Annotated in this window: 21 protein-coding genes and 2 pseudogenes; 13 read left to right on the top strand and 10 right to left on the bottom strand. The window is 46.5% G+C overall.

Translation table 11 applies throughout. From position 1 onward, the window contains the following. From albE to sboA, 7 genes and pseudogenes are all read right to left on the bottom strand, one after another. Positions 1 to 1,161: an antilisterial bacteriocin subtilosin biosynthesis protein AlbE gene (gene albE, locus NYE56_RS19005; protein WP_335450290.1), complete on the bottom strand. Its 1,161-nt coding sequence runs from the start codon at positions 1,159 to 1,161 to the stop codon at positions 1 to 3. Beyond that, on the bottom strand, positions 1,151 to 2,461 hold the full coding sequence (gene albD, locus NYE56_RS19000) for an antilisterial bacteriocin subtilosin biosynthesis protein AlbD (protein WP_335449835.1): 1,311 nt from the start codon (positions 2,459 to 2,461) through the stop codon (positions 1,151 to 1,153). The genes albE and albD overlap by 11 nt, the downstream gene beginning before the upstream one ends. Continuing rightward, positions 2,454 to 3,173, bottom strand: a complete 720-nt coding sequence (locus tag NYE56_RS18995; RefSeq protein ID WP_123374485.1) for an ABC transporter ATP-binding protein — start codon at positions 3,171 to 3,173, stop codon at positions 2,454 to 2,456. Before NYE56_RS18995 ends, albD begins: the two co-directional genes overlap by 8 nt. Further along, positions 3,170 to 3,331, bottom strand: a complete 162-nt coding sequence (gene albB, locus NYE56_RS18990) for an antilisterial bacteriocin subtilosin biosynthesis protein AlbB (RefSeq protein WP_003222006.1) — start codon at positions 3,329 to 3,331, stop codon at positions 3,170 to 3,172. Before albB ends, NYE56_RS18995 begins: the two co-directional genes overlap by 4 nt. 12 nt (positions 3,332 to 3,343) lie before the next feature. Then, positions 3,344 to 4,690, bottom strand: coding sequence for a subtilosin maturase AlbA (gene albA, locus NYE56_RS18985; protein WP_024573031.1), 1,347 nt, complete (start codon positions 4,688 to 4,690; stop codon positions 3,344 to 3,346). A 24-nt stretch (positions 4,691 to 4,714) separates the two neighbouring features. Further along, positions 4,715 to 4,865, bottom strand: a pseudogene (locus NYE56_RS18980) (bacteriocin-like protein SboX). Next, positions 4,822 to 4,953 (bottom strand): subtilosin A, encoded by a 132-nt coding sequence (gene sboA / locus NYE56_RS18975; protein WP_003222002.1) that lies wholly within the window; start codon positions 4,951 to 4,953, stop codon positions 4,822 to 4,824. The pseudogene NYE56_RS18980 and the gene sboA overlap by 44 nt, the downstream one beginning before the upstream one ends. Positions 4,954 to 5,265: 312 nt before the next feature. On the opposite strand from sboA, the gene NYE56_RS18970 reads away from it, so the two are divergent. The 4 genes from NYE56_RS18970 (at position 5,266) to fnr (ending at position 9,499) form a co-directional block, all read left to right on the top strand. Continuing rightward, positions 5,266 to 5,694 (top strand): DUF1934 domain-containing protein, encoded by a 429-nt coding sequence (locus tag NYE56_RS18970; protein WP_003243604.1) that lies wholly within the window; start codon positions 5,266 to 5,268, stop codon positions 5,692 to 5,694. Then, complete coding sequence (gene argS / locus NYE56_RS18965) at positions 5,691 to 7,361, top strand: arginine--tRNA ligase (RefSeq protein WP_123374483.1); 1,671 nt, start codon at positions 5,691 to 5,693, stop codon at positions 7,359 to 7,361. Before NYE56_RS18970 ends, argS begins: the two co-directional genes overlap by 4 nt. A gap of 135 nt (positions 7,362 to 7,496) precedes the next feature. Further along, entirely contained in the window at positions 7,497 to 8,684 is a 1,188-nt protein-coding gene (gene narK / locus NYE56_RS18960) for a nitrate transporter NarK (protein ID WP_014478287.1), read from the top strand. Between the two features lie 98 nt (positions 8,685 to 8,782). Next, positions 8,783 to 9,499: a fumarate/nitrate reduction transcriptional regulator Fnr gene (gene fnr / locus NYE56_RS18955; protein WP_014481215.1), complete on the top strand. Its 717-nt coding sequence runs from the start codon at positions 8,783 to 8,785 to the stop codon at positions 9,497 to 9,499. Between the two features lie 30 nt (positions 9,500 to 9,529). On the opposite strand, the gene NYE56_RS18950 is transcribed toward fnr, so the two are convergent. After that, entirely contained in the window at positions 9,530 to 10,249 is a 720-nt protein-coding gene (locus NYE56_RS18950; protein WP_268555956.1) for a YwiC-like family protein, read from the bottom strand. A gap of 143 nt (positions 10,250 to 10,392) precedes the next feature. On the opposite strand from NYE56_RS18950, the gene arfM reads away from it, so the two are divergent. From arfM to NYE56_RS18905, 9 genes and pseudogenes are all read left to right on the top strand, one after another. Continuing rightward, positions 10,393 to 10,869, top strand: a complete 477-nt coding sequence (gene arfM, locus NYE56_RS18945) for a Crp/Fnr family transcriptional regulator ArfM (RefSeq protein ID WP_014478284.1) — start codon at positions 10,393 to 10,395, stop codon at positions 10,867 to 10,869. A gap of 195 nt (positions 10,870 to 11,064) precedes the next feature. Beyond that, the gene (locus NYE56_RS18940; RefSeq protein WP_341284243.1) at positions 11,065 to 14,751 is read left to right on the top strand and encodes a nitrate reductase subunit alpha; all 3,687 of its coding nucleotides are present in this window, start codon (positions 11,065 to 11,067) and stop codon (positions 14,749 to 14,751) included. After that, positions 14,741 to 16,204: a nitrate reductase subunit beta gene (gene narH, locus NYE56_RS18935; protein ID WP_014481212.1), complete on the top strand. Its 1,464-nt coding sequence runs from the start codon at positions 14,741 to 14,743 to the stop codon at positions 16,202 to 16,204. Before NYE56_RS18940 ends, narH begins: the two co-directional genes overlap by 11 nt. A gap of 25 nt (positions 16,205 to 16,229) precedes the next feature. Then, positions 16,230 to 16,784 (top strand): nitrate reductase molybdenum cofactor assembly chaperone, encoded by a 555-nt coding sequence (gene narJ, locus NYE56_RS18930; protein ID WP_153257089.1) that lies wholly within the window; start codon positions 16,230 to 16,232, stop codon positions 16,782 to 16,784. Beyond that, positions 16,781 to 17,452 carry a respiratory nitrate reductase subunit gamma gene (narI, locus tag NYE56_RS18925; RefSeq protein WP_341284242.1) on the top strand — a complete coding sequence of 224 codons (672 nt, stop codon included), beginning with the start codon at positions 16,781 to 16,783 and terminating at the stop codon, positions 17,450 to 17,452. The genes narJ and narI overlap by 4 nt, the downstream gene beginning before the upstream one ends. A 166-nt stretch (positions 17,453 to 17,618) precedes the next feature. Continuing rightward, positions 17,619 to 17,827 (top strand): annotated as a pseudogene (locus tag NYE56_RS18920) (YitT family protein); the annotation flags it as partial. A 130-nt stretch (positions 17,828 to 17,957) separates the two neighbouring features. Beyond that, complete coding sequence (cls, locus tag NYE56_RS18915) at positions 17,958 to 19,460, top strand: cardiolipin synthase (protein ID WP_140600036.1); 1,503 nt, start codon at positions 17,958 to 17,960, stop codon at positions 19,458 to 19,460. An 88-nt stretch (positions 19,461 to 19,548) separates the two neighbouring features. Further along, a complete protein-coding gene (locus tag NYE56_RS18910) occupies positions 19,549 to 21,276 on the top strand; it encodes an ABC transporter ATP-binding protein (protein WP_341284241.1) in 1,728 nt (575 codons plus the stop codon). A 9-nt stretch (positions 21,277 to 21,285) separates the two neighbouring features. Next, entirely contained in the window at positions 21,286 to 21,810 is a 525-nt protein-coding gene (locus NYE56_RS18905; RefSeq protein WP_122895642.1) for a dihydrofolate reductase family protein, read from the top strand. 41 nt (positions 21,811 to 21,851) lie between these two features. Here NYE56_RS18905 and NYE56_RS18900 read toward each other — a convergent pair whose 3' ends face one another. After that, a complete protein-coding gene (locus tag NYE56_RS18900; protein WP_003227597.1) occupies positions 21,852 to 22,124 on the bottom strand; it encodes a hypothetical protein in 273 nt (90 codons plus the stop codon). Between the two features lie 80 nt (positions 22,125 to 22,204). Next, complete coding sequence (gene uvsE / locus NYE56_RS18895) at positions 22,205 to 23,167, bottom strand: UV DNA damage repair endonuclease UvsE (protein ID WP_268555951.1); 963 nt, start codon at positions 23,165 to 23,167, stop codon at positions 22,205 to 22,207. Positions 23,168 to 23,170: the final 3 nt, after the last annotated feature.

Here is a 23,170-nt window from a genome sequence, read left to right as displayed (position 1 = left end):
TCATCCCCTTACTACATGAGCTCCGATATAATTGATGGTCGCTATGAATTGCAATACATCGCGGCATGTAACCGCTGAGATGCCATCCAGCAAGGCTTCTTTCGTGCAGGAGAAGCGGCGCAGGATCCCCATATAGGCCAATAGACCTTCGGGAGAATCGAATTGCAGCAGCAATTCATTGCGTAAAAACTGCTTTGCCTGTTCTAGTTCCCGCTCATCTGTATGAAAAGCTGAGACAGCTTCCAAAACGCGCGGGGGAATGTCTTTCTCATGAAGCTGATCTGTACATATTGAAACAAGCAGCAAATTGTTCATGACATCGTAACGGGTGATAACGTGATAGACTGCCAGATCCTTCTCTCTGAAGTGCTTGAATAAAGCGGAATGGCCGTACTTTCCCAGTAATCCGTCTATTAGCTGTATTTTGATATAATCGCTGGCATCTTTCATCTCTCCGCAGTCAAATCCGAGTGTCAAGACGGAAGGACCTGCAGCGCTGCGTGTCTCTGTTTCAAAAACATGCCGGTTTACGGGTATTCTTCCGGACGTTACAGCGGACGTTTGCGGGGCATGTCCCCGAACATCACATGCTTGTACTTGTCCCAATATGTTCAGCTGTTTTTGCTGGGACACTAAATCAACGATAAAGTCCGTTGCGTCGAGAAACCGTTTAGGATGAATCGCCTTTATCCTGTCTTTCTGGCCAAACATGCCTGTGCCGTACATCGGGTTTCCGAAGACCTCCTCAGCTAAGCGCGCCGCCGAGTAGGAGAAGGGATCAGTGAATTTCTTTTCGATTCTCAGCAGCAGCTCATTCCTGGCCTTTTCAACTGCCTCGAATGAAAGAGAAGAAGGGAAAGACAAGTCTGCAAAAGTTTTCATCAGGGCATCAACATGAAGATTCCCGTTATATAATGGGTGAATCAAACGGGCCCCGCAGGTTTTCAGCTGCTGATCAAAAAAGAGATTCGCTGAGTACATGAAACGGCTGCCGGCAGCATAACCAAAAGCGTCAATGATTTGCTCCTTCAGGTATGCGGCGGCGCCGTAAAAATAAATTGTTTCTTCCTCAGGTTCCACCGCGCTTTCGATCGGTTTCAGAAAGCTCGCGGCGATTGAAATAGTTGAAAATTGATGAGTCTTCAGCAGGTTAACTTCCAAGCCGTTCTCTTTTGCTTGTATCAAAGAAACCACCATCCTGTTTTTGCAGGTAATAGACTATGACCAGACCGGCTATCGGAATGACCGCCAAGGATACAGCGGTGCCGGCTAATGTGGCTAAGAATAGGGGAAGACAAAACAGATAAGACCGATATTTTGAGAAACCGCTCCATAGCTGCTGCTCCGTCTGCCAGCTGAAGGAGGGCCTTTTTTCATCCGCAGTTAACCTGATAAAAGCTCCCGCCAGCAGCAACTCAATGCACTGCAAAAAAGTGAGAACTGAAATCGGACGGCCGCTGATGAAACCCACAATCATCACGACAAGGAGAAATCCGCCTGCCAATAGGCCTGAATAAAAGCGATATTTCGCCCAAAACATCGTATTCCGCTTGATCGGAAGCGTGATGAGCAGCATCCGGTCATTTTTTTCAATCGAGTACAAAAGGGCGATCGGCGAGCAGATGAGCAAAAGCGCGGAAATCACGATATAAATCACTTGCTGATTGAAGATGCCGGTGTTCATCATCTGGAACGAAAAGAAGCCGCTGAACGCCGCCATCACCGCGTAATTTAACAGCATCGCTTTAGAAGAGATAAATCGGTTCCATTCTCTTTTGTAAAACGAAAATTCAGATCGCCGCATAAATGAATGCATCTTGCTCTGCTGCGGGGTCGCCTGCAGAAAGACAGGAAAGTCAATGACCACCGCCCACAGCATATGCACCGCGCAAAGCGGGAGCGTGGCGGCCGGCATCAAAGCGGCACTGAGGCATACACAGGCGAATATCGCTGCATGCAGCAGAAACATCCAGTTCTTCTTTTTGACGAAGTGGTTGCTTAGCACAACTCCGAAAATAATGGAGTAAACGGTAAAAAACGAAAACCTGCCGAGCCAAAACAATGTTTGCGCCCCTGACAGCGTTCCGTTTCCAAATAAGAACAGCGGTAAAATAAAAAAGAATAAAGTTCTTCTCAAACAGGTATCGACAAACAAAACGACACTCTGGGCGAGCCAAAAGCTCCGTGAAGAAATCGGCAGCAGGCAGCTCAGTTTCATATAAGATTCCTTCCATTGAGATGTCACAGAAAGAAACACCATATATGCGTTCATTAAGAGAAGCGCGAGTATGACATACGTTTTGCGCAACACCGATTCATCAATGCCGGCCTGGCGGATCAGCCCGATTTCAAACACGGCCAGAATGACAAGGCCTGCGGCAATGCGGATGGCGTCCTTTTTTCCTTGCCGGCTGTAAAGCTGTTTGAACAGCAAAGACATGATGGGGATTATGTTATTCATGGCCGATCACCTCAAAAAATTCCCGCCGCAGATCGGTCTCCTCTCCAATCGGAATGACCCTTTGGATCTGTTTGTTGTGAAGAATAGCCGCATAATCACAAAATCTTTGCACGACATCGAGCAGATGAGAAGAAAACAAAATGGTCCCGCCTGCTTCACAGTACTCGCGCATTTTCTGATAAAAGACCTCTATCGATTCCACATCCAAACCGACGAGCGGCTCATCCAAAATAAACAGGGGAGCGCGCAGCAATAAGCCTGTCATTAATACAACCTTTTGCCTGTTCCCCAAGGACAGCTCTGAAATTCTCCTGTTGATGTATTTCGAAAAATGAAAGGCCTCGGCCAAACTGGCAAACTGCTGCTCTGAAAAATCCTTTTGATAAAGCGAATGGACGAAAGACACATAGTCCTTCGCCGTAATTTCTGTAAATAGCAGCGGATAATCGGCGGCGAAGTAACGGTGAGTCTTCAGCTGATCTGATGTTTTCTGCGGCATGCCAGCCTCCGCTTCAATTCCGCACAGTGTAAAGCGCCCGCTGAAATTGCGGTTCACGCCTGTCAGCGTATTAATCAGTGTCGTTTTTCCGGCGCCGTTTACCCCTAGCAGCCCGTAAACGGCGCCTTTTTCTAAATGTAAATCCACTTGTTCTAAGATGACGTTGTCCCGTTCATACCAAACGGATACATCGTGTATATCCAAAATGCTCATCGCGAGTCAGCCTTCCGCGCGCGCATCCCGAACAGAATGGCAATGGCAATGAAAATCAGCGTAAACAGATAATCGCTTTTGACAAAATAGACGACTGCGCCGATGACAAAGATAAATGAAAGGATATACAGTAAAATTCTTCTTTGTGCTGGTGACAAATCGTTTCCCTCCTAAATAAGCTGGACCACGTCTTCTAATTGTTCATTTTTCGCCCAAGAGCAAATGTTTTTTCGGTGATATTTGTTAGAGTTCAGCCCTTTTAAGTAACAGCCTCCACAATAGCCGCTGAACGGGCATTTGTCTTTCATGCAATGTTCGCTGAACCGCGGCGCTTGCGCTTGCCACAGTTTATGGACGAGAGGGGAGTTAAAGATGCTTTCATAGGAATCATGAAAAATATTTCCCAATGAAAATTCCTTTGGAAAGAGGGCGCAAGGACGTACTTCGCCGAACGGGCTGATCACAATGGACTTCCAGCCAGCGCCGCAATTTGCCGCACGTTTTCTCTCATAGGGAATAATCGGAATCAGATCTTTAAACTCATCAATCACATTTTGCTCGTATTCCATAAACTTGCGGTGCTGCTCGGCGTCTTTCGTTGGATGGACAATATCCCTGCCTCTTCCGAAATCGTCAACCCAATTGTAAGAGAACGCCTTCGCCCCGAGATCCCGAACCTTTTGGGCCATATCGTGGATTTCCCACATGTTTTTTTCGAAGACAGACATGGCGACTCTGACAAATATACCGTGGTCACTCAACAATTTTATCGTTTTACAAGTTTGGGCAAAAGAGCCTTTTCTCCCTCTAAAGGAGTCATGGACCTCGGAATTGACACTATCAAGAGAAATGCCGACGATGATTTTTTGCTTGTAAGTCTTCAAAAGCTCCAAACTCTCTTTTCGCATGAGTGTTCCGTTTGTTAAGACAGCGACTTTTTTGAACTTTTTACACACATAGTCAAGAATCTCATTGGCGTTTGGATGGACAAAAATTTCTCCGCCTGTGATTTCGCATGTCAATACACCGTTATCAAACAGCATATCAGCCGTTTTTTTGAATTGCTCAATCGACACGGTGCCGAGCGCTTCAGGTGAGCTTTCCAAATAACAGTGGGCGCATTTCAAATTACAGCGGTGCGTCAGTTCAAAGGTGGCGTGCAGGGGCATCGGAAATTCATTGCTTCCGCTCGTGGTGATTGTATGGCGGCTGGCCCGGTTTCCAAGCTGAATAACCTGCTTGTTCTGGAGCATGTTGAGCATGTCGTAATACCAATCTTTATGGTCTTCCGGTGATTCATCATACACTGCACATTGCTCAGCTAAAATCTGCTCAGCTGTTTTTTGGCCATCCATGCGCATGCAGAGCTCGTAAGCCGTTTTGTTGAGATCCAAATACTCAAAGTCAGAAATGGAGACATTATCGCGCAAGTAGTCGATTTCTAACACGCCGCCCTCAGGAAGCTGGTGAACTCTTACACTTTCATTAATAAATGGAAACATCTGCTCTATAAACAAAATACCATCCCCTATACATATGATTCAAATGAAAAGCGATTGTGTATGTATATCCAAGAGGTAGATTTTAGTTAAAAATTGTAATTTACTTAAAAAGGGCATAGTAGAATGACTATGCCCTTTGGGAGATCTTACCCCCATAGACCGAATAGACCTGTTGCACCGGCAATTTCAAAATCAGGGATAGGACCGTCCACTAGACAAGCGGCTCCGATCGAGCATGTTGCACAACCTTTGTTTTCTACAATGACAGCTTTTTTCATAATTGAATCCTCCCTTTTTTTGTTTTTCTAGCAGATCTATGTTGTACTTTTATCTTAAAACTATCAAATTACTAATTCAATACATATAATTTGAAAAAAATGTGAAAAGGAAATGATAGATTTCGGAAAAATGTAACATTTCCTAAAGGTAATTAGTGATATGATTTTCTCTTCTATATAAGGAAATGCTTTTTATGAGGTTTATCTTCAAATCTGATGAGCAATGATGGTAAGATAGAAGCAGTTGAAGTTTACAAACCGAATGATTATACTATTCAAGTCAAAGTGGAATGATGAAAAGGACGTGTCAGAATGAAGCAAGAGACACCGATAACACTCCATGTGAAGTCTGTGATCGAGGATGACGGAAACCAAGAAGTCATCGAATTCCGCACCACCGGATTTTACTATGTAAAACAAAATAAAGTGTATCTATCTTATTATGAAGAACACGACTTAGGCAAAGTCAAAACGATTGTGAAAGTAAGCGAAGGCGAAGTCCTGGTCATGAGGTCAGGCGCTGTCAAAATGAATCAGCGTTTCGTAACGGGAGCTTCCACAATTGCTAAATATAAAATGTCATTTGGTGAGCTTGAGCTGAAAACAAGCACAAAATCGATTCAATCTGATCTCGATGAAGAAAAAGGCCGTATCAGCATCGCATATGACATGCATGTCGGAGACGAGCAGGAGCATTTACATAATATGACGATCACGTATGAGGGAGGAACTCACGCATGAACATTGCGGAACAAATGAAGGACGTGCTGAAAGAAGAAATCAAAGCGGCCGTTCTGAAAGCGGGACTGGCTGAAGAAAGCCAGATTCCCAATGTTGTTTTAGAAACACCGAAAGATAAAACACACGGCGACTACTCAACGAATATGGCGATGCAGCTGGCAAGAGTCGCAAAAAAAGCGCCGCGCCAAATCGCTGAAGAGATTGTCGCTCATTTTGATAAAGGAAAGGCTTCGATTGAAAAACTGGATATCGCCGGCCCGGGTTTTATCAATTTCTATATGAACAATCAATATCTAACAAAGCTGATTCCGTCTGTACTGGAAGCAGGGGAAGCATATGGGGAAACGAACATCGGAAACGGTGAACGAGTTCAGGTAGAATTCGTATCAGCGAATCCGACGGGAGACCTTCACCTCGGGCATGCGCGCGGGGCGGCTGTCGGCGATTCCTTGTGCAACGTGCTTTCAAAAGCGGGTTACGATGTGAGCCGTGAATACTACATTAACGATGCGGGAAACCAAATCAACAATCTGGCGCTTTCTGTTGAAGTCCGTTACTTTGAAGCACTCGGATTGGAAAAACCGATGCCGGAGGATGGCTACCGCGGCGAGGATATCATTGCGATCGGAAAGCGTCTCGCTGAGGAATACGGTGACCGTTTCGTTAACGAAGAGGAAAGTGAACGCCTCGCGTTTTTCCGTGAATACGGCCTGAAATACGAGCTGGAAAAGCTTCGTAAGGACTTGGAAAACTTCCGTGTGCCGTTTGATGTGTGGTATTCAGAAACTTCACTGTACCAAAATGGAAAAATCGACAAGGCGCTTGAAGCGCTCCGTGAAAAAGGCCACGTCTATGAAGAAGACGGCGCGACTTGGTTCCGTTCCACGACGTTCGGCGATGATAAAGACCGCGTATTGATCAAGAAGGACGGCACGTACACGTACCTGCTTCCTGATATCGCGTATCATAAGGACAAGCTTGACCGCGGCTTTGATAAGCTGATCAACGTTTGGGGTGCCGATCACCACGGCTACATCCCTCGTATGAAAGCGGCAATCGAAGCGCTGGGCTATGAAAAAGGAACGCTTGAAGTAGAAATCATTCAGCTCGTTCACCTTTACAAAAACGGCGAGAAAATGAAAATGAGCAAACGGACCGGTAAAGCCGTAACGATGCGTGACCTGATTGAAGAAGTCGGCTTGGATGCCGTTCGTTACTTCTTTGCAATGCGAAGTGCGGACACCCATATGGATTTTGACTTAGATCTTGCTGTATCAACATCTAACGAAAACCCTGTGTATTATGCACAATACGCGCATGCCCGTATTTGCAGCATGCTTCGCCAAGGGGAAGAGCTGGGACTTAAACCGGCGGCAGATCTTGATTTCAGCCATATTCAATCAGAAAAAGAATACGATCTGCTGAAAACGATCGGCGGCTTCCCAGAGGCAGTGGCGGAAGCAGCGGAAAAACGAATTCCGCACCGTGTCACAAACTATATTTATGATCTGGCTTCTGCTCTGCACAGCTTCTACAACGCAGAGAAAGTCATCGACCCTGAAAATGAAGAGAAGAGCCGCGCGCGCCTGGCTTTAATGAAGGCAACGCAAATTACGCTGAACAATGCGCTTCAGCTGATCGGCGTATCGGCTCCGGAAAAAATGTAATCACGATCAAAAGGACAAAGTCTTCGGGCTTTGTCCTTTTTTTATGAGAAAAACGTGTGATGTAATTCACAATCCTGTTTGCCGAGTTTTTGTATGATAAGACTGATTATTGAATCATTGAAAGGGGCAAGCCAAATGATCAACCGTCAACACATTCAATTATCGTTACAGTCATTAAGCTTGGTGGCAGGGTTTATGGTTTGGGTGCTGATTTCATCACTCATTTCCCAAATCACATTAGATATTCATTTAAGCAAGGGTGAGATTTCTTTGGTGACGGCGATTCCTGTGATCCTCGGATCGCTTCTCCGCATTCCTTTAGGGTATTTAACGAACAGGTTTGGCGCGCGGCTCATGTTTATGGTCAGCTTCATCCTGCTTTTATTTCCTGTATTTTGGATCAGTATCGCGGATTCTCTGTTTGATTTAATCGCAGGCGGCTTTTTCTTAGGGATCGGGGGAGCGGTGTTTTCCATTGGAGTGACCTCCCTCCCGAAATATTATCCGAAAGAAAAGCACGGTGTCGTCAATGGGATTTACGGTGCAGGAAATATCGGGACAGCCGTTACGACATTTGCAGCGCCGGTTATCGCTCAAGCCGTCGGGTGGAAATCAACTGTGCAGATGTATCTGGTTTTGCTGGCTGTCTTTGCCTTACTGCACGTTTTGTTCGGTGACAGGCATGAGAAGAAGGTCAAAGTTTCTGTTAAGACTCAAATCAAAGCCGTTTACCGAAATCATGTGCTATGGTTTCTGAGCCTGTTTTATTTTATTACGTTCGGCGCCTTTGTCGCCTTCACTATCTATCTGCCGAACTTTCTGGTGGAGCATTTTGGGCTGAATCCTGCAGATGCCGGCTTGCGGACGGCTGGCTTTATTGCGGTTTCTACGCTGCTCAGGCCTGCAGGCGGATTCCTGGCTGATAAAATGAGCCCGCTCCGCATCTTGATGTTTGTTTTTGCCGGGCTTACATTATCAGGCATTATCCTATCGTTCTCGCCGACAATCGGCCTTTATACGTTTGGATCATTAACCGTGGCCGTCTGCTCAGGCATAGGAAACGGAACTGTTTTTAAACTGGTGCCTTTCTATTTTTCGAAGCAAGCGGGGATTGCCAATGGGATTGTGTCTGCCATGGGCGGTTTAGGCGGCTTTTTTCCTCCGCTCATATTGGCGAGTGTATTTCAGGCAACAGGCCAGTACGCGATCGGGTTTATGGCGCTTTCAGAGGTGGCGTTAGCCAGCTTTGTCCTTGTCATATGGATGTATTGGCAGGAAAGAATGAAAACACACACGGAGAGAAACAGCCAGAGCATCAACTAACACTGGGGCATTCACAAGATTGTTAGTTTTTTCTCGATGGGTACAAATCAATTCACGTTACAATAAACACACAACGTGACTTTCTTCGAGGTGAGCTCATGAATTTTCTCTCTGTTCGACCATCTGATAGTGATCTTATTTCCAGCGATCTGCATGAATTGCTGGAATCGATCAGCACGAAAAGAAAAATGGAAAAACACACGTATTTGTTTCGAGAAGGAATGGATGCAGAAGAGCTTTATCTGATTCAATCAGGACTCATTGAAATCGGCAAGCTGACATCTGACGGAAAAGACCTGACGCTTAGAATCTGCCAAAAGCATGATATCGTCGGAGAATTAACACTTTTCACTGAAGAACCGAGGTATATGCTCAGTGCAAAAGTGCTAGAGGATGGCGAGGTGCTCGTCATTAATAAAAATAAGCTGGAAAAAGAATTAATCCAAAACGGCGCTTTGACATTTGAGTTCATGAAATGGATGAGCACGCACCTCCGGAAGATTCAGTCCAAAATCAGGGATCTGCTTCTTCATGGCAAAAAGGGGGCGCTCTATTCCACCCTTATCCGTTTATCAAACAGCTACGGAGTGGAGCGAAGCGACGGCATTCTGATTAACATTGTCCTGACAAATCAGGATTTGGCAAAGTTTTGCGCGGCTGCACGGGAAAGCATCAACCGTATGCTGGGAGATCTCCGCAAAAAAGGGGTTATTTCGATAGACGAATCCGGAAAAATTATTTTGCACAAGCGGGACTATTTACGATGTGAGATTGAGTGTGAAAATTGCCCGCTGGAGATTTGCAATATTGACTGAAAAAACAAGGACAGCGGTGTCCTTGTTTTTTTACCTTGTGATAAACAGGCACATGACGGCAAGAAAGAAGCAGGCATTCACGATTTCCAGAATGCCAATCGTTTTTACGGGCCAATCCCTTCCATGAAAAAACCATGCCCGCAAGCTGCTCGGGATAAAAGCGAGAAACGCCCATCCTGCTCCGAAAAGAGCGGATAAAAAGGGGAGCAGCAGGTGATATCCCCATGACCAGTATGCAAATGTCCTGTTTTTTCTTTCACGAATCACCGATTTCACATAAAAGGAACTCCCGATAAAAAATAAAGCAGACTGCAAGAAAATAAACCAAGCCCAGCCGTCGAGGGTTCCCATCCCCAGCCAGCAGCTCGCAAACCCGCCCGAACAAAAGAACAAGACACCTGCAACATCATTCAATAGGGCCCGTTCGTTTTTTCGGCGGGCAAAATACATATGTATGAAAAACAGCGGCAGTAAAGAAACGCCCACCCAGATGAGAGGCGGTTTATGAAAGACCGAGATCATCAAAAAGCAGCAGGCGGGAAAACCGTAATAACACATCCACTTTTGATATGGTTTGCTTTGTTTCTTTTTTAAGGCAAGCGTAACGGGATAAACCGCTAAGTATAGGAAAAGCCAGCCTAGGAAGAGCGGAATATGCCAAATAACGGGGCCTCCCTTGGCCATGCCGAGTAAAAATGGGATCAGCAGCATCGCCCACGCGCCGTGCTGCTTCGGAATCAGCGCCTTCATCGAAATCCTCCTTTTTTCTATCATTATAAATGCAGTCACCCTCCTGATAAGTGACATTCATCATACAGGCTGTGAAATACATCACTGCTGTACAGGCTCAGTCGAGCTACACTAAAGCTATCCTTAGCACAGGAGGTTTTCCTATGAATCAGTGTGACTATTTATTATTTCTGAAACAACTTCCTATGTTTAATGAAGTGCCTCTATCCATTGTCGAAACCTTGCTGAAAAACGGCACGTTTATCCGCGGCTCATGTGATCAGTCTCCATCTTTTCTTCATTCTCAATCTGTTTATATTGTATTAAAAGGCAGTGTCCGTTTCATGGACAGCAGGCTCCCTGAAGGGTCGAAAACCGTTGCGCTGTGGGAAAAAGGCGATGTGTTTCCGATTGATGAAAAAGGCGGGCTTTATTTATCGCCCTTTATCTCAGTCAATGCCACTTCAGACATTCTGATTCTCAACATCCCATATTACATATTTAAGAAAATGATGTCTTATCATCCGCAGCTGCAAATGAACTTTTTGGCTATGCTTCAGCAAAATGTTTTTTGTTCCTATCAATTATTTTTGCGGTATCTGCATACATCACAGGATGAAAACGCTGAGCCCGGTTCTTAAATAGAGCCGGTTTTTTTTGATCTTTGAATGAAAGGCAGCTAATGACCCAAGCGTCCTGCCTGAACTCAGCCTTCCTTCTCCTTTGTGTGAACATTTTGTGAAAAAAGCAGAGTGTGTGACATAGTTCACAAGGAAACACGCTGTCTCTGTTTATAGTGAACTTAGCATCACCTGACTCGGAAGGAGTGAACTCTCATGAAGAAAAAGAAAAGGAGTCCGTTGTTTAGGAGATTGAATTATTTCTCTCCTATCGAACACCATTCAAATAAACATAGCCAAACCACCCGCGAAGATCGCGATTGGGAGAATGTATACAGAAACAGATGGCAGTACGACAAAGTCGTTCGCTCCACCCACGGCGTTAACTGTACAGGGTCTTGCAGCTGGAATATTTATGTCAAAAACGGAATTGTCACGTGGGAAGGGCAAAATTTGAATTATCCATCAACAGGCCCGGATATGCCTGATTTTGAACCGAGAGGCTGCCCGCGGGGGGCCAGTTTTTCATGGTATATCTACAGCCCGCTGCGTGTGAAATATCCATACGTGCGCGGTGTGCTGATCAATTTATGGCGGGAGGCACTGCAGGCGCATCAAAATCCATTGGAAGCCTGGAAATCGATCGTCGAAAACCCTGAAAAAGCGAAGTCCTATAAACAGGCGAGAGGGAAAGGCGGTTTTGTACGCGCTGAATGGCCGGAGGTGCTGAAGCTGATTTCAGCCTCTCTGCTGTATACAGTGATGAAATACGGGCCTGACCGAAACGTCGGTTTTTCTCCGATTCCGGCCATGTCCATGATCAGCCATGCATCAGGCTCCCGGTTTATGTCGTTAATCGGAGGCCCTATGCTCAGTTTTTATGACTGGTATGCGGATCTTCCTCCGGCATCCCCGCAAATTTGGGGTGACCAGACGGACGTTCCGGAAAGCAGTGATTGGTACAATTCCGGCTATATCATCACATGGGGCTCCAACGTTCCGTTAACGAGAACGCCTGACGCACATTTTTTGGCGGAGGCCCGCTATAAAGGCGCTAAGGTCATTTCGATCAGTCCGGATTTTGCGGAATCCTCAAAGTTCGCGGATGACTGGCTGAGTATTCGCCAAGGGACTGACGGGGCGCTTGCGATGGCGATGGGTCACGTCATTTTGCAGGAATTTTACGTGAACCAAGAAACTGAACGTTTTATTGAGTACGCGAAGCAATACACTGATTTTCCATTTCTCGTCACCCTGTCAAAAGAAAATAGCGTATACACAGCGGGACGGTTTCTGCATGCGAAGGACATCGGGCGGCAGACAAAGCATGATCAGTGGAAGCCTGCGGTTTGGGATGAACAGACAAGTTCATTTGCCATACCCCAAGGGACAATGGGCTCGCGCTGGGACGGGCAACAGAAATGGAACCTGCACATGATTGATGAAGAAACCGGGGAACCGATTGAACCCCGTCTCTCTGTGCTGGGAATAGAGGACGAAATCGGCACGGTGCGCATCCCGTATTTTTCAAATGACGGAAACAAAGTGCTCGAGCGGGATCTTCCTATTAAAAAAATGAACCTAAACGGTGAAGAAACGTACATCACGACCGTGTTTGACTTGATACTGGCTAACTACGGCGTGAACCGGGGCATCGGTAAACGATCGGCTGTCTCCTATGATGATCCTGAGCCGTTTACGCCTGCCTGGCAGGAACAAATGACAGGAATCAAAAAAGAAGCTGTTGTTAAGATTGCCAGAGAGTTTGCCCAAAATGCGATCGATACAGACGGCCGGTCCATGATTATCGTAGGGGCCGGCATTAACCACTGGTTCAACTCCGACACGATCTACCGAGCGGTGTTAAATCTTGTTTTGCTTGTAGGCGCCCAAGGCGTAAACGGCGGAGGCTGGGCCCATTACGTGGGGCAGGAAAAGCTCAGACCTGCTGAAGGGTGGCAGACGATTGCAACTGCAAAGGACTGGGAAGGCGTGCCCAAGCTGCAAAACGGCACCTCATTTTTCTACTTTGCGACAGATCAGTGGCGTTATGAGGACCAGCCGATCAGTGATTTGGCATCACCGATTGCTGCGTCATCCCGCTACAAGCACCACGCTGATTACAATGTGCTGGCGGCACGGCTGGGGTGGCTTCCGTCTTACCCGACTTTCAATCAAAATGGCATCGATCTGTATAAAGAAGCTGAAAAAGCAGGGGCCGTAACACCCGAAGACGTAGGTGCGTACGTGGCCTCACAGCTCCAAGAGAAAAAACTGAAATTCGCGATTGAAGATCCTGATAATGAAGTGAATTTCCCAAGAAATCTTTTCGTATGGCGCGCAAATCTGATCTCAAGCTCAGGAAAAGGGCATGAATATTTTCTCAAGCATTTGCTGGGGACGACGAACGGTTTAATGAATGACGATAGCGACAGCATCCGCCCTGAAGAAATCAAATGGCGGGAGCAGGCCCCGGAAGGAAAGCTCGACTTGTTAATCAATCTGGACTTCCGAATGGCCGGTACGGCGCTGTATTCCGATATCGTGCTGCCGGCGGCGACATGGTATGAAAAACACGATCTCAGCAGCACAGATATGCATCCGTTCATTCATCCATTTGCTCCTGCGATCTCGGCTCCGTGGGAATCGAAGTCAGACTGGGATATTTTCAAGGCGCTGTCAAAAGCTGTTTCCGATCTGGCAGAAGAAGTCGATATGGAGCCGGTGAAAGAAGTGGTTGCGACGCCGCTCCTCCATGACACCATGCAGGAATTGGCCCAGCCATTCGGCAAAATCAATGACTGGAGCAAAGGCGAATGTGAAGCCATTCCGGGAAAAACGATGCCGAACATCCAAGTCGTTGAACGGGATTACAAACACATTTTTCATAAAATGACTGCACTTGGTCCGAACGTTGCTTTAAAGCCGAGCGGAACAAAAGGGATGAGCTGGTCAATAGCCGATGAATATGAATCACTCAAACAGAGATTGGGAGAAATCACCTCGGACAGTGTGGCAAAGGGATGTCCAAATATAAGTGAAGCAAAGCAGGCAGCAGAAGCGATTTTAACCCTATCATCCACTTCGAATGGAAAGGTCGCAGTAAAAGCATGGGAATCACTTGAAAACATCACGAACCTGAAGCTGAAAGACCTGGCGGAAGAACGCGAGGAAGAATGCTTTACGTTCGAACAAATTACAGCCCAGCCGAAAACGGTGATCACGTCTCCAGCGTTTTCCGGCTCTGAAAAAGGAGGGCGCAGGTATTCGCCGTTTACAACGAATGTTGAAAAATTAATTCCGTGGCGGACGCTGACAGGCAGACAATCCTATTATGTCGATCATGAACTGATGATGGAATTCGGTGAAACGATGGCGACATTCAAACCGATCCTCCAGCATCGCCCGTTTCTGAGCAAACGGCCTGATCAAGAGGGAAAAGAAATCGTCCTCAATTATTTGACGCCGCATAATAAATGGTCTGTCCACAGCATGTATTTTGATTCTCTGCCGATGCTGACGCTGTTCCGCGGCGGGCCGACCGTGTGGATGAATAAAGATGATGCAGAGGACACGGATATCAAAGACAACGATTGGATTGAATGCTTTAACCGAAACGGTGTTGTCGTCGCGAGAGCCGTTTTGTCTCATCGGATTCCTAAAGGAATGGCGTTTATGCACCATGCCCAGGACCGCCACATCAACGTGCCCGGCACAAAGCTGACAAATAACCGCGGAGGCACCCATAACAGCCCTACAAGGATACACGTCAAGCCGACCCAGATGATTGGGGGCTATGCCCAGCTCAGCTACGGCTTTAATTATTATGGGCCAACAGGGAATCAGCGCGACCTGAACGTCGTCATCCGCAAGCTGAAGGAGGTCGATTGGCTTGAAGATTAAAGCGCAAATCGGTATGGTCATGAACTTGGATAAATGCATCGGCTGCCACACGTGCAGCGTCACCTGCAAAAACACGTGGACAAACCGTTCCGGTGCGGAATATATGTACTTCAATAATGTAGAAACAAAGCCGGGCATCGGCTACCCGAAGCAATGGGAGGACCAGGACAAATATAAAGGCGGCTGGACATTGAAAAAAGGAAAGCTCGAGCTGAAATCGGGCTCGAAAACCAATCGGCTTGCAGGCCTTTTCTATAATCCGAATCAGCCGTCGATTGATGATTACTATGAGCCCTGGAACTATGATTATGAAACATTAACGAACAGCCCGCAGAAAAAACACCAGCCGGTAGCACGCCCGAAATCGTCCTTGACGGGGGATTTCATGAATATCGAATGGGGACCGAACTGGGAGGACGATCTCGCGGGCGGCCACATAACGGGACTTGAAGATCCCAACGTACAAAAGATGGAGGAATCGATCAAAACAGAATTCGATGAGGTCTTTATGATGTATTTGCCCCGTATTTGCGAGCACTGCATCAACCCGGCGTGCGTTTCATCCTGTCCATCCGGCGCCATGTACAAACGCGAGGAGGACGGCATTGTGCTTGTGGATCAAAACGCATGCCGTTCATGGAGATATTGCGTCTCATCCTGTCCTTATAAAAAAGTCTATTTTAACTGGCAAACGAACAAAGCGGAAAAATGCACACTCTGCTTTCCGCGTTTGGAGGCGGGACTGCCAACCATCTGCTCTGAGACGTGTGTTGGCAGAATCCGCTACCTCGGCGTCATGCTGTATGACGCGGACAAAGTGGAGGAAGCGGCATCTGTTGAAAATGAAAAGGATCTCTACCATTCACAATTGGACGTTTTTCTTGACCCAAATGATCCTGAGGTTGCCAAACTGGCAAAAGAACAAGGCATTCCGGCTGAATGGATAGAGGCTGCGCAGCAATCGCCGATCTATAAAATGATCATTGACTGGAAGATTGCGCTGCCGCTTCATCCTGAGTACCGCACGCTGCCAATGGTGTGGTACATTCCGCCGCTCAGTCCGATTATGAATCTCTTTGAAGGAAAAGGCAGCCGGCAATCCGCGGAAGATATTTTTCCGGCTATCGACCAAATGAGAATACCGATAGACTATTTGGCGCAGCTGTTAACGGCCGGTGATACGGATCATATTCGGTCAACGTTAAAGAAAATGTCTGTCATGCGCCAGTATATGAGAGCGATCCAGACGAATAAATCAATCGACCCGGAACTGATCTCCAGTGTCGGCTTAACAGAACAGCAAATTGAAGATATGTATCGGCTGCTTGCGATTGCCAAATATGATGACCGCTTTGTGATACCGAGCAGTCATCGAGAAGAAGTTTCAGATTTATATGCTGAACAAGGGAGCTGCGGCTTATCATTTTCAGGCGGCCCCGGCTCCTGTTTCTAACTTTTGATAAATGAGGTGTAACAAGATGAACACCACAGACCGGCAAATTACGTTCTCCGCTCTTTCCTCTCTTCTCTCTTATCCGGATGAAGAGTGGAGAGCCGAGATTCCCGAATGGAAGGCTCTTATCCATGAAATCGGCAACCGGCAAATCCGGGAGAAGCTGCTGCACTTTTTCGAGGCGTCAGCCAGCTTTTCACCGGAAGCGCTGATTGAACACTATGTCTATACGTTCGACTTTGGAAAAAAAACAAATATGTATGTCACCTACTTTAACTCGGGCGAGCAAAGGGAACGCGGCATTGAATTGCTGCATTTAAAAAACACATACGAGCAATCCGGTTTTCTGCCGACAGAGAAAGAGCTGCCTGATTATCTGCCGCTGATGCTGGAATTTGCTGCGGCTGCAGAAATTGAAGCAGCGAGAAGCGTGTTTGAGAAATATCTGTCCAATGTGAGGGAGCTGGCATCCCGTCTCGAAAAAAATGACAGTATATACGCTGAACTGCTGCACGTGCTGCTGGCCGCGCTTGAAACCATCGGCGTACGTGAAAGCGTTGAAGGGGCTGTTCAGGCATGAGCGGGCAGATCCTCTGGGGTATTATGCCATACATTGTATTGACGATCTTTATCGGCGGCCATATTTACCGCTACCAGCATGACCAATTTGGCTGGACGGCGAAATCAAGCGAGCTGTTAGAAAAGAAAAAACTTGCGGCGGGCAGCACACTTTTTCACTGGGGACTGCTGTGCGTTGTCGGCGGGCATGTCATGGGGATTCTGATCCCAGAAGGCGTGTATGCTTCCCTTGGCATTTCAGAGCATATGTATCACAAAATGGCGATTGGCGCTGGCTTGCCGGCGGGCATTGCGGCATGTACCGGACTTGTCATCCTGACGTACAGAAGGCTGTTTGACAAAAGAATCCGCAAAACGAGCTCGCCATCCGATATCCTTACGCTCCTCCTGCTGCTGTTCATGATGCTGTCAGGCGTTGCGGCCACGTTTCTCAACATTGATTCGAAAGGATTTGATTACCGGACCACAGTCGGGCCCTGGTTCAGGGAAATCGTTTTGTTCAGGCCTGACGCCTCTTTGATGGAGAGTGTCCCGCTATGGTTTAAGTTTCATATTGTGATAGGATACGTCGTTTTTATCCTGTGGCCGTTTACGAGATTGGTTCATGTGTTCAGTCTGCCGCTCAAGTATCTGACCCGCAGCTACATTGTATATCGGAAACGCTCGTGAAAATCCCCCTTGCAAGAGGGGGTTTTTTCTGCCAAGGTAATGGCTGGGCGGCCGGGAATCCTGTTGTGTTTGTATTTGGAAATAACATCAAGAATAAAACGGATTTTACTCATTTTAAACCGGCGGAACAGCAGATTATGACTCAGCCTGACTAACTCCTTATATCTTTCTGATCAATATCCCGTTTTATATATTTTCGCTCATCAGAATGGGTATCAAATTCACTCTATCCACCGTATTTGCAGTCACAGCGCCGCCTCTTTTTCGGCGCTTGCCGGAGTGCTGAGCGGGTTCGGCCTGTCGCTCATGTTGTATCATCAGGCTTCACTCGGCGTTGCCAATAGTCTTGCTTTATTTCTGCAGAAACGATGCGGATGAATTCCGTGACAGTTAGTTTTCTCTAAACCTCTCCTCCTTTGGCGGAGAGGTTTTTTACTTACAAGGTTTATCGATTAGAAAAAAGAGGTAATACAGAGGTAATTGAATCAGATTGGAGAGAATCAGGATGCTGAAAAGGAGACTGGAATTTTTCTTTTTATATATGATGCTCATCGGGGCATATGTCATCTGGTTTTTTCCGGTTTCCAGGCTTGAGTTTTACGGAGGATTGCTTTGCTATATAAGCATTATTTTGTTCAGCATCTATTCATTAATTCTTGAAAACCGCACCTCGCAGCACACGCTGCTATGGATCCACATTCTTGTCTTTTTTCCAATCGTCGGCTACGTGTTTTATCTGTTTTCGGGACAGCTTTATGTAAAGGGAAAGCTATTTAAGACAAAACGAATGTACAACAGGGAAAAGCTCAGGAAGCTGTTTGACAAGGAGGAAACGCCCGAAGTGACAGGGCTGAAGGACAATCAAGAGAGGTTCTTTACCTATTCCATCAGGGCTGCCCATATGAATATCAATACGAAAAGCAACATCAAAGTGCTGAAAAACGGCGAAGAAACCTTCCCGGACATTTTCAAAGCAATGAGAAAAGCGGAATCTTACATACATATTGAATACTACATGTTTAAATCAGACATGCTCGGACGCGGCATGATGGACATTATGATGGAAAAAGCACGCCAGGGTGTCGAGGTGAGGTTTTTATACGATGCGGCAGGAAGCATGAAGCTGGCAAGAAGAGATATTATGAGAATGGAACAAGCGGGGGTGGACATCGTCCCGTTTTCTCCGCTGAAATACGGGTTTTTCAACCAGAAGCTGAATTTCAGAAATCACCGGAAAATCGTGATCATCGATGGGAAAACCGGTTTTGTGGGTGGATTAAATGTCGGGAAGGAATATATCAGCAGAGATCCGCACATCGGATTTTGGAGAGATACACACCTGCGGCTTGAGGGGGAAATTGTGCAAACGCTCCACGCTATCTTTATGCTGGATTGGGAATATGTCTCCAATGAAGTGCTAATTGATCAAGAGGAGTACAATACCCCGGTTCCCGTGGAAGGAGGAGGCATTTATCAAATTGTCGCGACAGGCCCTGACATGAAGGAAAGCATGAGCGACCTTTATTATGAAATGATTTCTTCAGCGCAGAAATCAATATGGATCGCCACGCCCTATTTTGTCCCCAATGAATCCATTCGCACGGCGCTAAAAGCAGCGGCGACAAAGGGGGTAGAGGTAAGGGTTATGGTGCCGGAGAAGAACGACAGCTTTTTGACCCAATACGCGTCGAGGTCCTATTTCCCGGAGCTGCTCCTTGAGGGCATTGAAGTGTACTCCTACCAAAAAGGCTTCATGCATCAAAAAGTCATGATCATTGATGGCGATCTCGCCTCCGTCGGTACCGCGAATATGGACATGCGCAGCTTTCAGCTCAACTTTGAAGTGAATGTGTTCTTCACGGATGCCGAAGCGATCCGAACCCTTGAGGCCCATTTTGAAGAGGATATGCAGGAAAGTGAAAAGCTCAGCCCTGTCGGCTTTTATAAAAGAGGCGTGGCTGACCGGACAAAAGAGTCATTTGCCCGCCTGTTTTCAGGTGTTCTGTAAGAAAAAAGAAATCTGATCTTTCAAAACAGCCCGTGTATAGTATAATTGAGAAATATTATCAGTTATTTATACATTGGGGGAAGATAGGGTGCTGCGGCAATTTTTTTCATATTATAAACCATATAAAACGTTGTTCTTTCTCGACTTTTTCTCAGCGATCGCGGGAGGTTTAATGGAGCTGAGTTTTCCTTTGATCGTCAATTATTTTATTGATACCTTGCTGCCGGGCAGGGACTGGGGACTGATCATCGCGACCTCAATCGGGTTATTTGCGGTGTACGCGCTCAGCTCGGCTCTTCAGTATATCGTGACCTACTGGGGACACATGCTTGGTATCAATATTGAGACTGATATGAGAAAGTCGCTTTTTGACCATTTGCAAAAGCTCTCGTTCAAATTTTACGACAACAACAAGACGGGAACGCTGATGTCGAAGCTCACGAACGATTTAATGTATATCGGTGAAGTCGCCCATCACGGTCCGGAAGACTTATTCATTGCGGTCATGACCATTCTCGGGGCGTTCGGAGTGATGCTGTTTATTAACTGGCAGCTTGCTTTATTAACGTTTATCATTATGCCGATCGTCATTTGGCTAGCGCTTTATTTCAACAAAAAAATGACCAAAGCATTTACCACGCTGAACAAGGATATCGGAGACTTCAGCGCGCGTGTAGAAAATAACATCGGCGGCATCCGGCTTGTGCAGGCGTTCGGAAATGAAGCGTTTGAAAAAGAACGCTTCGCCGTCAACAACCAGCGTTTTCGTGTCACAAAGCTTTCTTCCTACAAAATCATGGCGAAAAACGGTTCAATCAGCTATATGCTGACCCGGTTTGTCACGCTGTTTGTCCTTTTGTGCGGGACGTGGTTTGTCATTCGCGGCTCCTTATCGTACGGGGAATTCGTGGCGTTTGTGCTCCTGACAAATGTGCTATTCAGGCCTATTGACAAAATTAATGCCATTATTGAAATGTATCCGAGGGGGATCGCGGGTTTCAAAAGCTATATGGAGCTCATGGAGACAGAGCCGGACATTCAGGATTCACCTGATGCGAGAGATGTTTCCGGCCTGAAGGGCAATATCCGCTATAAACATGTTTCGTTTGGCTATGATGGCCATCACAATGTCCTCAATGACATCAACCTATCCATTCAAGCGGGGGAAACGGTGGCGTTCGTCGGTCCGTCAGGTGCGGGGAAATCAACGCTTTGCAGTCTGCTTCCGCGTTTTTATGAAGCATCGGAGGGCGACATTACGATTGACGGCATCAGTATAAAAGACATGACGCTTTCTTCGTTGCGCGGGCAGATTGGCGTCGTGCAGCAGGACGTTTTCTTATTCTCGGGCACGCTTAGAGAAAATATCGCCTACGGCCGATTAGGCGCATCAGAAGAAGACATTTGGCAAGCTGTGAAGCAGGCGCATCTGGAAGAGCTCGTCCATAACATGCCCGATGGGTTGGATACTATGATTGGCGAACGAGGCGTGAAGCTTTCCGGCGGGCAAAAACAGCGTCTGTCAATTGCAAGGATGTTCTTGAAAAATCCGTCGATCTTGATTCTCGACGAAGCCACCTCAGCCCTTGATACAGAGACGGAAGCTGCGATCCAAAAGGCGCTTCAAGAGTTGTCTGAGGGGCGTACGACGCTTGTCATCGCCCACAGGCTGGCGACGATCAAAGACGCGGACACAATTGTAGTCGTCACAAACAACGGTATTGAAGAACAAGGCCGCCATCAAGACCTGATCGAAGCCGGAGGCCTATACAGCAGGCTGCATCAAGCGCAATTCGGGCAAATGGTGCATCGATAGGAGGAGAACATGGAAAGAAAAACTGTGCTGTACATTGCTGTTTCATTGGACGGGATGATCGCAAAAGAAGATGGAAGCATCGATTGGCTGGATGAATTTGAAGGTGAAGGTGACAACGGCTACAGTGATTTTTATCAGACTGTTGATACAGTCATTTTAGGGCGGAGCACATATGAGCACGTTAAAGTGCTAACACCGGTTTTCCCGTATCAGGATAAAACCTGCTATGTTTTTACAGGATCGCCCGACAGTTATCAAGATGAACATGTGACGTTTATCAATGAGGGAGCCAGAGCTTTCACTGCCCGTTTGAAACAGGAAAAAGGCTCAAACATCTGGATAGCTGGCGGGGCAGAGCTTGTGAATGACTTTATGAAAGAAGATGCCATCGACGAATTCATCATCACTGTTATTCCCGTCGTTTTAGGAAGCGGCATCCCGCTGTTTCACGAACTAACAAATGAAACAAAACTGCGGTTTAAAGGGACAAAACAATTTGGACAAGCGGTTCAGCTCCATTATGTAAGAGCATAAGAAAAAGGATAGACAGATGTCTATCCTTTTTTGTATGTAAGTTAGAGCGCTTCTCTCTCAGCAGGCTCGATGAGATTTTGGAATTTTTCAATGAGCTGTGATGCTTTTGTTCCTTCAACTACGATCAGATATTCCTTTTCATTATGAGCCATGCGGAATGTTTCAAGCTCAATTAAGCTTTTGATTTTGCACATCGTTTTCTTTGAATAAATATAAACCTCGTGGCTTCCGGAATGGCACATTTTATAAAGATGAATCAAATTTCTTAAAGTAAAGGCCTGTGCGGCTACTTTCAGAGACTTGATATTTTTCATGATCTTTCTCCTCCATCGATTGTTGTCTTATATAGCCTAAGTTCCCAAAGCTGACAAGTCGTAAACCTATTTTTGCACATTTATGACTTCCATTGCAGCGCACCGCCCCCGATGCGTTTGACACCGCGGATGGAGCTTAATTCATCCATCAAGCGGAGAAGCGCCTTGTCTTTCTGCTTTGCTTCAATCATGAAATCAATATTCGTTCCCCATTGCCTAAAGCGTTCCAACAGCGGCAGCAAAAAGTTGGCGTCAACATAATCGGCATGGCTGCGTATCGCTTGTTCCGATTTTGGGGAAGACAAGTGAACCTTTGGCTGAAGGCCGATCCGCTCCCACGTTTTGATCATGCGGGGCAGTGCTTCATTCAGGTCGGCGTGATCGTCTGGATTGGCGTAAAAATGATGAAAGTCAAAGACAAACGGAACATCCTCCTGCTCACAGACCTGAAGCGTTTCTTCCGTTGTATATGTTTTATCATCATTTTCAAGTGTCATCCGCTCTTTGATCTCCTGCGGCAGCTGTTTTATATTTTGATGAAATTGTGCAGTGGCGGTGTCTTTATTTCCGTAAGCGCCGCCAATATGAATGTTGATAACGGAGCGATCAGCAATGCCCATGGCTTCAAGCATGCGGTAGTGATACGCCATATCGGTTACCGCATTTTTTGTGAGGGATTCCTTCGGGCTCGTAAACAGAGTGAATTGATTTGGATGAAAGCTTGTTCGCAGTTGATGGGTTTTAACAAGGTCTCCAATCTCCCGAAACTCTTTTTGAAACGGTGTTACAAAATCCCACATCACGTCGGGATGCGTAGCCAGCGGCACAATCGAACTGGAAAAACGGTACAAAGGGATGCCGTGTCCGATGATATAGTGAAGGGTTCTCATCGTATTGCGCAAATTGGCTTTTGTCACAGTCAGAAGCGCTTCTTTTCTTTCAGTCTTTGAAAGCTTTGAATAACGCGCGAATGTCAATGTTTTAGCGGGAGACGCATCCCAAAGGCTCATCGCATTTGAAACGAACCCGAATCTGAAAATCATAGG

The organism is Bacillus sp. FSL R5-0603, assembly GCF_038050295.1.
GTDB lineage: Bacteria > Bacillota > Bacilli > Bacillales > Bacillaceae > Bacillus > Bacillus subtilis.
The sequence above is the reverse complement of the archived record's forward strand: the minus strand, read 5'-3'. Positions and strand labels throughout refer to the sequence as shown.